This window comes from Mariniphaga sediminis (assembly GCF_003573545.1).
Lineage (GTDB): Bacteria > Bacteroidota > Bacteroidia > Bacteroidales > Prolixibacteraceae > Mariniphaga > Mariniphaga sediminis.
This window is the reverse complement of the sequence record NZ_QWET01000013.1, coordinates 111,509-125,707: the sequence shown is the minus strand read 5'-3', so window position 1 is coordinate 125,707 and position 14,199 is coordinate 111,509. Positions and strand designations below refer to the sequence as shown.

The 14,199-nt window shown below is 42.5% G+C and carries 13 protein-coding genes; 9 read left to right on the top strand and 4 right to left on the bottom strand.

Annotation, left to right across the window (positions count from 1 at the left end; translation table 11 throughout):
• Window positions 1–11: 11 nt before the first annotated feature.
• Together D1164_RS16460 and D1164_RS16455 are read left to right on the top strand one after the other, a co-directional pair.
• Window positions 12–542 carry an RNA methyltransferase gene (locus D1164_RS16460; protein ID WP_119350982.1) on the top strand — a complete coding sequence of 177 codons (531 nt, stop codon included), beginning with the start codon at window positions 12–14 and terminating at the stop codon, window positions 540–542.
• 33 nt (window positions 543–575) lie between these two features.
• Window positions 576–1,871, top strand: a complete 1,296-nt coding sequence (locus D1164_RS16455) for a DUF2851 family protein (RefSeq protein WP_119350981.1) — start codon at window positions 576–578, stop codon at window positions 1,869–1,871.
• Here the strand turns inward: D1164_RS16455 and D1164_RS16450 are convergent.
• Both D1164_RS16450 and D1164_RS16445 read right to left on the bottom strand, forming a co-directional pair.
• Window positions 1,868–3,841 carry a cation:proton antiporter domain-containing protein gene (locus tag D1164_RS16450; RefSeq protein ID WP_119350980.1) on the bottom strand — a complete coding sequence of 658 codons (1,974 nt, stop codon included), beginning with the start codon at window positions 3,839–3,841 and terminating at the stop codon, window positions 1,868–1,870. The genes D1164_RS16455 and D1164_RS16450 overlap by 4 nt on opposite strands.
• A gap of 244 nt (window positions 3,842–4,085) precedes the next feature.
• Window positions 4,086–4,814, bottom strand: coding sequence for a NigD1/NigD2 family lipoprotein (locus D1164_RS16445; protein WP_119350979.1), 729 nt, complete (start codon window positions 4,812–4,814; stop codon window positions 4,086–4,088).
• A 295-nt stretch (window positions 4,815–5,109) separates the two neighbouring features.
• On the opposite strand from D1164_RS16445, the gene D1164_RS16440 reads away from it, so the two are divergent.
• Genes D1164_RS16440 through D1164_RS16430 form a run of 3 tightly spaced genes read left to right on the top strand, consistent with a single transcriptional unit; the run spans window position 5,110 to window position 6,551 of the window.
• Window positions 5,110–5,700: a glutaredoxin domain-containing protein gene (locus tag D1164_RS16440; RefSeq protein ID WP_206611039.1), complete on the top strand. Its 591-nt coding sequence runs from the start codon at window positions 5,110–5,112 to the stop codon at window positions 5,698–5,700.
• 12 nt (window positions 5,701–5,712) lie between these two features.
• The gene (locus tag D1164_RS16435) at window positions 5,713–6,234 is read left to right on the top strand and encodes a thioredoxin family protein (protein WP_119350978.1); all 522 of its coding nucleotides are present in this window, start codon (window positions 5,713–5,715) and stop codon (window positions 6,232–6,234) included.
• A 29-nt stretch (window positions 6,235–6,263) separates the two neighbouring features.
• Window positions 6,264–6,551 (top strand): co-chaperone GroES, encoded by a 288-nt coding sequence (locus tag D1164_RS16430; RefSeq protein WP_119351018.1) that lies wholly within the window; start codon window positions 6,264–6,266, stop codon window positions 6,549–6,551.
• Between the two features lie 86 nt (window positions 6,552–6,637).
• On the opposite strand, the gene hisS is transcribed toward D1164_RS16430, so the two are convergent.
• Complete coding sequence (gene hisS, locus D1164_RS16425; protein WP_119350977.1) at window positions 6,638–8,005, bottom strand: histidine--tRNA ligase; 1,368 nt, start codon at window positions 8,003–8,005, stop codon at window positions 6,638–6,640.
• 240 nt (window positions 8,006–8,245) lie between these two features.
• Between hisS and D1164_RS16420 the strand changes: the two genes are divergently transcribed.
• On the top strand, window positions 8,246–8,707 hold the full coding sequence (locus tag D1164_RS16420; RefSeq protein WP_119351017.1) for a GAF domain-containing protein: 462 nt from the start codon (window positions 8,246–8,248) through the stop codon (window positions 8,705–8,707).
• Between the two features lie 247 nt (window positions 8,708–8,954).
• On the top strand, window positions 8,955–10,415 hold the full coding sequence (locus D1164_RS16415) for a tryptophanase (RefSeq protein WP_119350976.1): 1,461 nt from the start codon (window positions 8,955–8,957) through the stop codon (window positions 10,413–10,415).
• A 73-nt stretch (window positions 10,416–10,488) separates the two neighbouring features.
• On the opposite strand, the gene D1164_RS16410 is transcribed toward D1164_RS16415, so the two are convergent.
• Window positions 10,489–11,487 (bottom strand): NAD(P)H-dependent glycerol-3-phosphate dehydrogenase, encoded by a 999-nt coding sequence (locus D1164_RS16410; protein ID WP_119350975.1) that lies wholly within the window; start codon window positions 11,485–11,487, stop codon window positions 10,489–10,491.
• A 115-nt stretch (window positions 11,488–11,602) separates the two neighbouring features.
• Here D1164_RS16410 and glpK point away from each other — a divergent pair, with 115 nt between their 5' ends.
• Window positions 11,603–13,099, top strand: a complete 1,497-nt coding sequence (gene glpK, locus D1164_RS16405; protein ID WP_119350974.1) for a glycerol kinase GlpK — start codon at window positions 11,603–11,605, stop codon at window positions 13,097–13,099.
• Window positions 13,100–13,143: 44 nt separating this feature from the next.
• A complete protein-coding gene (locus D1164_RS16400; protein WP_119350973.1) occupies window positions 13,144–13,893 on the top strand; it encodes an MIP/aquaporin family protein in 750 nt (249 codons plus the stop codon).
• Window positions 13,894–14,199: the final 306 nt, after the last annotated feature.

Genomic DNA, 14,199 nt, shown 5'->3' with positions numbered 1-14,199 from the left:
ACTATTTAATCATGCGAAAACGTAAGGTGAATGAACTAAACCGCCTGTCGGAACAAGAGTTTAAAGAAGCGTCTAAAACGCCGCTGGTTGTTGTGCTCGACAATATTCGCAGTTGCAATAATATCGGTTCGGTTTTTCGTACCTCCGATGCTTTGCTGCTGGAAAAAATTTACCTGTGTGGGATCACTGCCACACCTCCCAATAAGGAAATTCATAAAACCGCTTTGGATGCAGAAAAATCGGTAGAATGGGAATATGTTGAGAAAACGGAGGATGCGGTGGCGAAACTGCATGAAAACGGATATAAAGTGTTTGCCGTAGAACAGGTGGAAAACAGTATTTCTCTTCCCTGTTTTTTGCCCCCTGATAATGGGAAACTTGCCCTGGTTTTTGGCAATGAAGTAAAAGGCGTTCAGCAAAAGGTGGTGAACCGGTGCGATGGCGCCATCGAAATTCCTCAGTATGGTACCAAACACTCTTTCAATGTGTCAGTAAGCGCCGGGATTGTGTTGTGGGACATCTTTCAGAAACTAAAAAATTAACTATTTTTATTCTTCAATCGAACAAGAATAAAAATGAACACACTAAAACCTATTCCTGAAGAATTTCTCCATTTTATCTGGGAAAACCGGCTTTTTTTTTCTGAAAACCTGAAAACGACAGGGGGTGAGCCATTAGAGATTTTGAATACAGGAAGGAGAAACAGTGATTCCGGGCCAGATTTTTTTAATGCAAAAGTTAAGATTGGCGAAACCGTCTGGGCCGGGAATATTGAGATTCATAAAAAAGTTTCAGACTGGGAAAGGCATGCCCACACAGGCGACAAGGCTTATGAAAATGTTATTTTACATGTAGTGGAACTGGCAGATAAAAAGGTTTTCCGCGAAAACGGGACTGAAATTGCCTCCCTTGAATTTTCCTGGCCGGAGCAATTCACGCAAAATTATCAGAAACTACTGGATGCCAAAACCTGGATTGCCTGCGAAGAACAATTCTATCACTTCGATCCTGTTGTGCTTCGCCTTGGATTCAACCGCCTGATGATTGAACGGTTGGAAGACAAAACCGGGGAAATAATCCGGGGGTTAGAGCAAAACCAGTATAATTGGAATGAAACATTCTACCAGATGCTGGCCCGCATGTTTGGCTTCAAAGTCAACTCAGTTCCCTTCGGTTTGCTGGCCAAGGCAGTGCCGTTACATATTCTGGCTAAACATAAAAACAGTCTTTTCCAACTGGAGGCTCTGCTTTTTGGAGCTTCAGGACTGCTAAACGAAGAACTTTTGGGCGATGACTATTTTCTCGAACTTCGGAAAGAATTTGGGTTTCTGCACAAAAAGTACCAGTTGGCCCCGGTGGAAGCCCACCTTTGGAAGTTTATGCGGTTGCGTCCTGTCAATTTTCCGACCATTCGTATTTCGCAACTGGCGGCACTGGTCTATCATTCACAGGGACTTTTTTCCAAAATTGTGGATACAGAAAAGGTGGAAGATCTGAGAGAGCTGTTCAGGGTAAAGGCTTCGGAGTATTGGGATAACCACTACCGTTTCAATAAACTCTCTCCCCGGAAGCATGTGAAAGAGCTGGGCGAAAATTCCATTGATACACTGATTGTAAATGTGGTTGTGCCATTTCTGTTTGTATATGGCGAGCGGCAAAACAGGCATCATCTGAAAAACCGGTCACTCGATTTTCTGGAGAAACTCCAGCCGGAAAAGAATACCATTATAAATAAGTGGAAAAAACTGGGGGTTGAGGCCCGTTCTGCCTTTGAAACCCAAGCGTTGCTACAGTTGAAAAATAAACATTGCGAGAATAGAAAGTGTTTAAGTTGCCCGATTGGGAATAAGCTGGTAAAAACAGTTCATTAAGGCGAAAATAATTCCACTGCAAGATTGACCTGCTCAGGGTCTCCCAAAACATAGGCAGTATCTCCCGGCAAAAACATTGTTTTGAGCGTTGGGCGTTCAATAATTTCGTCACCTCTTTTAATCGCAAGTAAGGTAACTCCTGTTCTTTTTCTCAGATCTGTCTCTCCGAGGTTCTTTCCGGCAGCGAATGAATTTTCTTCCACTGATATGGCTGAAATATTGACATTGGGAAGTTCGTCAAGGATGGATGGTTGGTTTACCATGTCCTTTTCACTAAATGTTCCCAGGCTCATACTTCGGATATGCGCCAGCATCCGGTTTATCTCCTTCTGCGGATAAAGTCTTTTCATCAGTACCCTGTTGAAGAAGTCGATGGCTATTTCAAATTTTTCCGGGAAAATCTGGTCGGCACCCATTTTAAATAGTTCGGGCACATTTTCAATATTCCGGGCGCGGGCAATTACAAAGGCACTGCTGTTTATTTTTTTTACTTTTTCGATGATGGCCATGGAAGGAATGATATCGCCAACTGAAACTACTACCACATCGGCTGCATTAACATGGGCTTTTAGCAAAATGGGTTCATTCACGGCATCACCGTAAACCACATTGTCGGCATTATCCATTTTTTCTTTGGCAATGGTCGGATCAAAGACTACTGATACATGTTGTATATCATATTGTTTTGCCATTACTGAAAGTTTCAGGGCACTGGAGTCTTTTCCAATTATTACGAGGTGATTTTTGAAATCGGGAATATCAATTTCTTTTAAAGGAAAAAGACCATGTACAAGAAAGTCGGGTAACCGGAGTTTCAAAAAGGAGTTGGCAACCGGAAGGGAAATATTCATCAGCAGGGGAGTAAGCGCCATGGTAATGACGGCAACGGCCAAAAAAAGATGGTAGCTGAAGGAAGAAAGGATGGCCGCATCAAATCCTACTTTGGCAAGGAGGAACGAAAATTCACCTACCTGGCTCAAGGCGAACCCGATGAGAACAATGCCGCGAAACGTGTGGCCGAGTATAAAACCGGTGAAAGATGCAATTATTGTTTTCAGGACAATAAGAAGCAAAACACTCCCGACAACCAGCAGGATGTTGTCAACTACAAAGGAGAGATCCAGCAACATGCCGATTGACACAAAGAAAAAGCTCGTAAAAATATCTTTAAAAGGCATCAGGTTCCCAAAAGCATTGTGACTGTACTCCGACTCTGAAATCATAAGACCGGCCAGAAATGCCCCGAATGCCAGAGACAGCCCCAGCTTGTACGTCAGGAGGGCAATGCCAAAACAAATCAGGAAAATGCTCATCATAAACAACTCCTGGTTTTTGGCCAGGGCGATAAAATGCAGCACCTTAGGAAAAAACCAACGGTTACCGACGTAAACTAAACCGATAATGCCCGTTGCTTTTAAAAACAACACCAGCAGTTCCTTGCCAATATCCACCGAGTTATTGCTCAGCAGGTTGGCAAAAAGTAGCAGGGGAACCAGCAATAAATCCTGGAAGATAAGAATACCGAGGACTGTCCTTCCGTAATTGGAAGTAAGTTCGGAACGTTCCTGCAATAATTTCAGCACAAGCGCCGAACTGCTTAGTGCCGCCAGAAAGCCAATGAAAAGACCCCCTTTCCAATCCATGTGGAAGAATGAGGAGAGCAGGTAAAATAAAACTGCCGTAACAGAAACCTGTAACAGGCCGCCAAAAAATACAATCCGCCGGATTCTTAAAAGGTGTTTCAGCGAAAATTCCAGTCCAATTGTAAACAATAACAAAACAACTCCTATTTCAGCCAGAAGTTCAATATTGTGCTCTTCTTTAACCAATGCCAGAAGATGAGGGCCGGCAATAATTCCTGTCATTAAATATCCTACTACCGTAGGAATTTTTAACCGCGTGAAAAGCAGGTTTACAAAAGTTGCAAGGGCAAATATGATGACGATATCCGGTAAAACTGTCAGTTCCATATTTCTGTTTAATGGATGCTCTAAGATAGTTTATTCTCATAAAAACAGAGGGAAAAAAATAAAAAAAGGCGCCTTTAAAAGACGCCTTTCCGGATACGTACCACATTCATCTTAGAGTCGTGTAGTGCATTGAATTGAGTTTATTCCCCCTGCACGCATCAATCTCAGAGGAGAAGACTTTGTGCCACATTGCCCACCCGAAGCAGTGGGTATAAAAGGGAATATTTCTGAAATACGACATGAATTATTCACTATCGCCATAGTGGTACGTTCCTTCATATTCAAACAGATCATCATCGTAATCAGTGCTTGTTACCCTGAACTTTACAGAATCAAGCCCTGCGATTTGGATCTCCTCCAGGTTGAAGGAAACATAAGCGGCATAAGGAATATCTTCCATGTCGCCGTTGTCGTTGTGTCTCAACTCCAGCTCAATGGGCTGGTCGTCTGCGGTGAGTTCACCGGGCTCCTTCACCAGGTTAATGTAGTGTACTTCGTAACGGCCCCAATACTTGATTTCAAAATTTAAAAGGCTGTCGGTCATCCAGCACTCTTTTACAATAACGGGATCGTTTCCGATACTGTCCTGATTCTCTTCAGTGATATCGAGAATTCCTTTTAGCAGAATCTTTTTTACCGAATTTACCTTGATGTAGTAGTTTTCTATTTGACCGTCATCGCCGGCATCATCATCCAGAATGGTATAATTGATTAAAATACGGTCGCCTGTTTTCAGGCGTGATTCCGGATCGTTCGTGCCGTAATAATACCAGGGTAACCGGTAACCGGATGCAACAGGGATTAATTTATCGCCATTATCCATGTTGATTTGATATTCCATTGGGTCCGAATTTACCTGCTCAACCATTCCAAAACCAACCCACATTCTGCCAAGTGAATATCCATCATCGTCTAAACAGCTGGTTGTAAAAACCATTAATCCCAATAAAATAAATAAAGCATACTTTTTCATGACTTTCTCTCCTTTACAAATAACTTTATATTATATACACCCAAAAGATTGAAACAGGGGTACAAGGGTTGCGTGAGAAGAAATTTTTTTTTTAATTTTTTTTGTTTTCTTTTTTTTATGGCAAAAATTATTGGCCGAATGGCGTTTCCGTACTTTTTCATTTTAGGACAATGTTAATATGTATATGACAAAATTCTGTCATACCTGTTTCATGACAAATTGTAAACAGAATGAAATGGCACAGGTATTGTTATTGACTATTTCATATATGTAAATAATTATATATTTTTGGGAAATGAAAAAAGTTGAATCTTTACAGGAATTAAAAAATGAAACAGCACAGAACGAAAATGTTTGGCTGTTGTTATATAAAAAAGGATCGGTACAGAGTGACTGCGCTTTCGAAAATTATCAAAAAGGGGAAAAAATGGCTGAAGGGGAAGACAATAACACTATTTTTTATGCCGCTGATGTAGCGCAGGTAAGGGATATTCATCCTGAATATGGTGTAACCAGCGTGCCTTCTGCCCTTCATTTTGAAAAAGGGGTATTGAGGAATATTGTAAAAGGATGTCATCAACCGGAACAATTTAATGCTATTTTTGACAAACCGGCAGTACTGGTTTCTGCCAACGGAGAAAAGAAGGTACAAAAGAATGTAACGGTTTACACCACGCCTACCTGCACCTGGTGCAACGTTGTTAAAAGGCACTTTCAGGAGCATGGCGTACGCTACCGTGAGGTAGACGTTTCGCGGGATCAGAAAGCTGCCGAGGAAATGGTACGAAGGAGTGGCCAGCAGGGGGTTCCTCAAACGGATATTAACGGAGAAATAATTGTAGGTTTCGACAAAACGAGAATAAATTCATTATTGGGAATAAATTAAAATTGAAATAAAATGAAAAAGGTAGTATTTATTCTGGCATTGGCAGCCATTACATTACAAAGCTGTAATTCAGGCCAGGCAAAAGACAAAAGCAGTGAAACTTCGGAGGCTTCTGCGCCCGTTCAAATGGTATCTGAAGAAAAAGGGACTGCAGGTGGCTCAGTTCTCTTAACCAAAGAGGTTTTCCTGAACAAAGTGTGGGATTATCAAAATTCACCGCAGGAGTGGGTTTATAAAGGCGATAAGCCGGCATTGATCGATTTTTATGCCGATTGGTGCGGACCATGTAAAATTGCTTCCCCTATTCTTGAAGAAATTTCGAAAGAGTATGCCGGTGATATTTACGTGTATAAAATTGATACTGAAAAAGAACGTGAATTGGCATCGGTATTCGGGGTGAGCAGTATTCCTGCTTTTCTTTACATCCCACAAAACGGAAAACCAGTCATGATGTCAGGTATTGCCCGTTCAAAAGAAGATACAAAAAAGATGTTTAAAGATAACATCAGCAAATATTTGTTAACTTCAAATTAGTGTTAAACGTTAATTAAAGAATGGTAAAAATGAAAGAGTTACAGCCAATTAATCAGAATGTTCTGCTGGAACTTTCTGAGGACAGTGCGGAACAAAAAACCGCCGCGGGAATTATTATTCCCGATTCTGCAAAAGAAAAGCAGGAAGTTGGAAAAGTCGTTGCCGTTAGCAACATCGAAAATGCCGAGATTGCACCTGGAGATGAGGTTCTTTACAAAAAGTTTTCGGGTACGGAAATCGACTTTGATGGTAAAAAGTACCTGTTGGTGCCTTATGCCGATATCCTGTCGAAAGTTGTAGAAACCGAATCAATTTAAAAGGCTATTTACTCAGGATTTTACTCATTCTGTCAGAAACGTTTCGAAAATCGACATAAAAAGCCGGGATTTTTTCCCGGCTTTTTTTATGATTTGGAAATGGTATTTATCAGTTCTTCAGTGCCTAACAGTTGCTGTTCTCCTGTTTGCATATTTTTCAGGGTAAATTTTTGTTCGGCTATTTCCGACTCGCCTGCCAAAACTACAAACTGAATTTGTTTTTTATTGGCATAGTTCATCTGTTTTTTCATCTTGGCACTTTCAGGATAAATTTCTGAATTGATGCCTGCGCTGCGCAATTTTGTCAGAACGGGCAGGCAGTAGGCTTCTTCTTTTTCTCCGAAATTTACAAACATGACACGGGTAATTTCAGGTGATTCCTGTGGAAAAAGGTTGAGCTGTTCCAGTACATCATAAATGCGTTCGGCCCCGAAGGAAATGCCGACGCCCGAAACTCCTGGCAGTCCGAAAATGCCGGTTAAATCGTCGTAGCGTCCGCCGCCACAAATACTGCCCATTTCCATGTCGGTGGTTTTTACTTCGATAATGGCGCCGGTATAATAGTTCAACCCGCGGGCCAGTGTGAGATCCAGTTCTACACCGGTATTCAGCCCCATTGGCTGGAGGTAATTAAAAAGCGTTTTGAGCTCTTCCACTCCCTTCATTCCAATTTCCGAAGCAGCAAGAATGGATTCCAACTGAACCATTTTTTCACCGGTACTGCCTTGAAGCGCCAGTATTGGTTGAAGGTTTTCAACGGCTACCTTCGAAACACCTTTTTCCTCCAGTTCCCGGTTTACATTTTCGATTCCTATTTTTTCCAGCTTATCGATGGCAACGGTAATGTCGGTCAGACGTTCATGCTCCCCAATTATTTCGGCAATTCCGGCCAGAATTTTCCGGTTATTTAATTTTACAATTGCATTGATTTTCAGTTGTGTGAAAACATTGTCTATAATCTGAATAAGTTCTGCTTCATTTAGCAGGCTGTTACTGCCAATTACGTCTGCGTCGCATTGGTAAAACTCACGGTAACGTCCTTTCTGCGGGCGATCGGCACGCCACACAGGCTGCATTTGGTAACGGCGGAAAGGAAAAACAATGTCGTTACGGTATTGTACTACAAACCGGGCAAACGGCACAGTGAGGTCGTAGCGCAGCCCTTTTTCAGAAAGTTTAGGAGTAAGCTTATTGGAATCCTTTTTGTCCAGCAGTTCATTGGGCACCTTTGAAATAAAATCACCCGAATTCAGAATTTTGAACAGCAGCTTGTCACCCTCTTCACCATACTTTCCCATCAGGGTTGAAAGGTTTTCCATGGCAGGCGTTTCAATGGGTTGAAAGCCGTACAGCCGGAAAACTTTTTTAATGGTATTGAAAATGTAATTCCGTTTCACCACTTCGGCTGGTGAAAAATCACGGGTTCCTTTCGGAATAGACGGTTTTTGTGCCATTGTTCATGTTTTATTTCAGGGGGGCAAAAATAAGGAAATTATAGTGAGTTTAAAATGCGTGTCACGGTTTTAAATCGTACATTCTAAACCGGACCTTTATAAATTGCTGGACCAAACTACCGCAACCTGTTGGGAAACTACGGCTCTCCCGGTTTACCTGTCGATACTTTGCAGGAAAAATCGATTTTTAAAAGTCATTCCTTTTTTGTTCTTTCGCAGATTAAACCGAACAGTGTTTTTATGGAAGAAAATAAAAAAGAAGGTCGTTATTCCCGAATATATAACCAGCTGAGTGAATTGGTTTTAAAAAGTAACAGCCCGGTTGCAAGGATGGCTACCATCGTCGCCGTCTTGCACCACAAAATGGAAACTTTTTTTTGGACAGGTTTTTACATACTGGAAAACGGAGAAATGACTGTACAAATGTATCAGGGGCCGGTGGCTTGCCAGGTTCTTGAGAAGAACAAAGGGGTTTGCTGGGCAGCGTTTAACCAAAAAAATGCGGTGGTGGTGGAAGATGTTCACCTGTTTCCCGGGCACATTGCCTGCGACTCGCGTTCCAATTCCGAAATTGTGGTACCGTTAAAAAACCGGGAAGGAGAAATTATCGGTGTTCTGGATGTGGACAGCAAAGAAAAAGCCAATTTTGACGCTGTTGATGTAAAATGGCTGGAAAGGATACTTGAACTCATTTACGCGTAATCTCCAATGGATTTATACTCCTTTTTATAAAGGATAGCACTTTTTTATACGATTTTTATCCTGTTTTTCTGATTTAAGAACCTGTATCCTTCTTTTATTCAATTCTTACAGGCTTTTAAATTATCGTTATTTTGACTAATTATAAATATCGTTCAAAAAGTAAACAAGTGATTATTTTATAGCGGATTTCAGATTGAAGAAATTATTTTTGATTTTTTTTTAAACTGAAATTATAAATCATATAAAAATGACAGATCAGAACAGTGCCATTAAATTTTATAGTGGCGAACAGATTCCGGTGGAACTACACAAAGTACGTATCGTACAAAAGTTATTTCTAAAACCGATTGAAGAACGCAAAGCTGCGATGGAAGAGGCAGGGTTCAATACTTTTTTGCTGAGTACAAAAGATGTTTTCCTTGATATGCTTACCGACTCGGGCACCAATGCCATGAGTGACAACCAGGTTTCTTCGATGCTGCAGGCCGACGATGCTTATGCCGGGTCGCAAAGTTTTTACCGCATGGAACGGGCACTCCGCGATGTGTTTGGAAAACATTACGTGTTGCCGGCACACCAGGGACGTGCTGCCGAAAACATCGTTTCTCAGGCTTTCATTAAAAAAGGCGATGTTATCCCAATGAATTACCACTTTACAACAACCAAAGAACACATGGAACTAAACGGTGGTAAGGTGTTGGAGATTTTTGCTGACGATGCTCTGGAGATTAAGAGCAGCAAACTGTTCAAAGGCAATATCGACATTGAAAAACTGAAAGCCGTTTTCAAAGAATACGGAAAAGAACGCGTCGCATTTGTACGTATGGAAGCGTCTACCAACCTGATTGGCGGGCAGCCTTTTTCGATGCAAAACATGCGTGACGTGAAAAAAGTATGCGATGAAAACGAAACGATGATGGTATTGGATGCCAGTTTAATTGGCGAAAATGCTTACTTCATAAAACAACGGGAAGAAGAATTTAAAAATGCCAATATCAAAGATATCCTGCTGGAAATGTGTAGCTATGCCGACCTTGTATATTTCTCGAGCCGTAAGGTTAGCTCCACACGTGGGGGCGGAATTGTAACCAACAGCAAAGATCTCTACATGAAAATGCGCGACCTGCTCGTGCTTTACGAAGGGTTCCTTACTTATGGAGGAATGTCAGTTCGTGAAATTGAGGCAATGGCAGTGGGGATTAACGAAACCTGCGATGAAACCGTTATCAGTCAGTCGCCTTCATTTATTGCCTATGCCGTAAACCAGCTCGACGCTGCCGGAATACCCGTAATTACTCCTCCCGGAGCCCTGGGGTGCCACGTAGATGCCAAAGGATTTTTACCACATGTGCCTCAGGCTGAATATCCGGCCGGAGCATTGGCTTCCGCACTTTTTATTATTTCCGGTATTCGTGGAATGGAACGGGGAACCATCTCCAGCGTTCGCGACGAAAATGGCGATGATATTCTGGCCGATGTGGAATTACTCCGCCTTGCATTCCCGCGCCGTGTGTTTACCCTCTCGCAAACCATGTTTGTGGTTGACCGCGTAAAATGGCTCTATGATAACCGTGAGTTGATTGGTGGTTTGGAATGGGTTGAAGAACCGCCACTGCTGCGTTTCTTTATGGGACGCCTGAAAGCCAAAACCGATTGGCCTGAAAAACTGTTGGCCAAATTCAAAAAAGATTTTGGAGAATCATTGTAAAAAAATACAAAAGGGAATCCGGTTCGGGTTCCCTTTTTTTATTCTTTTCAACAACGTGGCAATGCTGTAATTGCTAAGTCAACTTTTTTGTTAACCGTTCGATCTCTCTTTTCGGAGATGCATTTTCATACAAAATCCGGTAAACAGCTTCGGAGATAGGCATGGATACACCATACTTTTTATTGATCTCATAGATGGACTTTGAAGCATAATAGCCTTCAGCAACCATATCCATGTCGAGAATCGCATTTTTTACGGAATACCCTTTCCCAATCATCGTCCCAAACATCCGGTTCCGGCTAAACTGTGAATAAACCGTTACCATCAGATCGCCAAGATACGCCGAATCCTTAATGTCCCTGTTAATGGGGTGAACGGTATCAACGAATCGTTTTATTTCACGGATAGCGTTGGAAACCAGTACTGCATGAAAATTATCGCCGTAGCGTAAACCATGGGCAATTCCCGCCCCGATAGCAATAATATTTTTAATGACCGAGGTATATTCTGTTCCCCAAATGTCATCGGAAACCGATGTGAAAATGTAGTTGCAATTTACCAAACGGGCAAAATTAGCTGCTTTGCTTTCATCCAGACCGGCGAGGGTCAGGTACGAAAGTTTTTCAAGGGCTACTTCCTCTGCGTGGCATGGTCCGGCAATGACGCCCATATTCTCAAACGGTACATTAAAATGTTTGTTCAGGTATTCCACCATCAGGAGGTTCTCTTCCGAAACAATACCCTTAATACCCGACAAAATATATTTATGGCGGAGATCGGATTTAACTTTTTCCAGAATTCCTGGCAGGAAGGCAGACGGAACAGCTAAAACCAGTATATCCGACTCACTGGTAATTTTATTTATGTTTGTATAAAATTGAATGCGATCAAGATCGAATTCTACACTTTGCAGATATCGCGGATTACTTTTCAATTTTTTAAACCTTTCAACGGTCTCTTTTTTTCTGAAAAACCAATTGATTTGCCCTACATTTTCAAGCAACATTTTTGATAAAGCCGTTGCCCAGCTTCCGCTTCCGATAACAGCAACCTTATTTGTACTAATATTCATTGTCCTCTATTTCGGCCGGCAAAGATAGGAAGATTATAAAATTTTCTTTTTAATTTGCGCGAATGTTGTATTTTCAACGAACATAAATCATTTCTAAAATTAAAAATCTGAACCCATGCAGAAATACATTCTTTCGCTTGATTCCGGCACTACGAGCAACCGGGCTATTCTGTTTAGCCATTCGGGAGAAATAGCCGGAATGGCACAACAGGAATTCGAACAGGTTTATCCTCGTCCCGGCTGGGTAGAGCACCGTCCGCATGATATTTGGGAAACACAGTTGAAAGTGGCCCGCGAGGTGTTGGAAAAGCAAAAGGTTTCGCCCTCAGAGGTGGCCGGCATTGGCATCACCAATCAGCGCGAAACTACCCTTGTCTGGAATCGGGAAACAGGCGAACCGGTTTATAATGCTATTGTGTGGCAGGATCGTCGTACAGCAAGTATTTGTGACGAACTAAAAAGTCGGGGGTTGGAAAACACTTTCGCAAAAAAAACAGGCCTTGTGCTCGATGCCTATTTTTCAGGAACAAAAATCAAGTGGATACTCGATAATGTGGAAGGTGTCCGTGAACAGGCGCTGGCAGGTAAGCTGGCTTTTGGCACGGTGGATACCTGGCTGATATGGAAACTCACTGGCGGAAAACTTCACATAACGGACGTAACCAATGCCAGTCGTACACTATTGTTCAATATTCACACATTGCAATGGGACGACGAGCTTTTGGAAATACTCGGTGTTCCGAAACAAATGTTGCCCAACGTAAAACCAAGCAGTGAGATTTACGGAAATACGGATAAAGATATTTTAGGTGAGGAAATTCCGGTTGCCGGCATCGCCGGGGATCAGCAGGCAGCATTGTTTGGCCAGATGTGTTCCGGAGAAGGGATGGTGAAAAATACGTACGGAACAGGCTGTTTTGTTGTGATGAACACCGGAAGCAAGCCCATTGCTTCAAAACACAATTTGCTTACTACTATTGCCTGGCAGGTAGGAGGAAAAACTACCTATGCCCTTGAGGGGAGCATTTTTATTGGCGGGGCTGTGGTTCAGTGGCTTCGCGACCAACTGGGGATTATCAAATCTTCAGGAGAGATTGAAGAGCTTGCCCTGGAAGTGGATGACAGCGACGGGGTTTCATTTGTGCCCGGTTTTGTGGGATTGGGAGCACCACACTGGGACCAGTACGCAGCGGGCACCATCACCGGGTTGAGCCGGGGTACCAACAAAGCCCATATTGCGCGGGCAGCGTTGGAAGCCATTGCATTACAATCCATGGAGGTAATTGAGACGATGGTAAAGGATTCGGGAATTTCGTTACATGAACTCCGGGTTGACGGGGGCGCAGTAGTGAATAACCTGCTGATGCAAATTCAGGCCGACGCCATTGCTACCGATGTCGTAAGGCCAAAGGTGACAGAGACGACGGCATTGGGAGCTGCCTATCTGGCTGGCCTGGCTACCGGTTTCTGGGAAAGTATGGAAGAAGTGAAAAAGCAATGGCAGGTTGACCGACGGTTTCAACCAGCGGAAAACAGGGACGCTTTCAAAAAAGTGATTGCTAACTGGAGAAAAGCGGTAGAACGCAGCAAAGGCTGGTACGAGGGGCATTGAAAAAAGACAAAATTTATTTTTCTAAAGACTAATACTGAAAAACAATGATAGAATTTTTTGGAGAATTTCTCGGTACATTTATTTTGATTTTATTGGGCAATGGTGTCGTAGCCAATGTTAATCTGGATAAAACGCATAGTCAGGGTAGCGGATGGATTGTTATTACAGCAGGATGGGCTATGGCTGTGTTTGTTGCTGTTTTGTCAACTGCTGATATCAGCGGAGCCCATATTAACCCCGCCGTTACGTTGGGGTTGGCGTTTAGCGGTTTATTCGAATGGGCTAAAGTTGCGCCATTTATTCTGGCTCAAATGCTTGGTGCTATGTTGGGGGCATTATCTGTTTATGTATTTTTCCGGCATCATTTTAGCATTACTGCTACCGCCGGGGCAAAAAAAGCCTGTTTTTGCACAGGACCTGCCATCCGGCATTTTCGTAATAACTTTTTTTCTGAAGCGGTAGGAACCTTTGTTCTTGTTTTGGCTGTATTACTGATTACTTTACCTCAACTGGAATACCAGAGTTTAGGTGGCAGTACAAAAGTAGGGTTGGGGTCATTGGGAGCGCTGCCTGTGGCGTTGGTGGTATTTTCCATCGGGCTTAGCCTGGGGGGAACTACCGGATATGCTATTAATCCTGCTCGTGATTTGGGGCCGCGAATAGTTCATGCCCTGCTGCCATTAAAAAATAAAGACAATACTGACTGGCAGTACTCCTGGATACCTGTTTTGGGCCCGGTTGCAGGAGCGGGCCTGGCATCTCTTGTACATTATTTTATCATTTGCAATTGCTGAAATGATTTTTTTTTCCAGAAAAAAATGTGAAGGTTTTGTAAATGAAAAAGTTTTGCTACATTTGTAAGGCAATACGTTCTGTATTGCTTGTGTGTTTGGGGGTTAACATTTGAGGGCAGCTGATGAGCTGCCCTTTTTTCTTTTCCATTATTTTGTTCTACATACCCGCTTACCCAATATTATTAACCACAAACGCAAAATCAAGGCTGAAATTGTTCCCTGGGCTACCTTTTTGGGGGGAGGAATGAAAATTTGGTGATTTGTCAAAAGCATTGGAAAATGAGTACCAATGCTAAAAATGTTAAA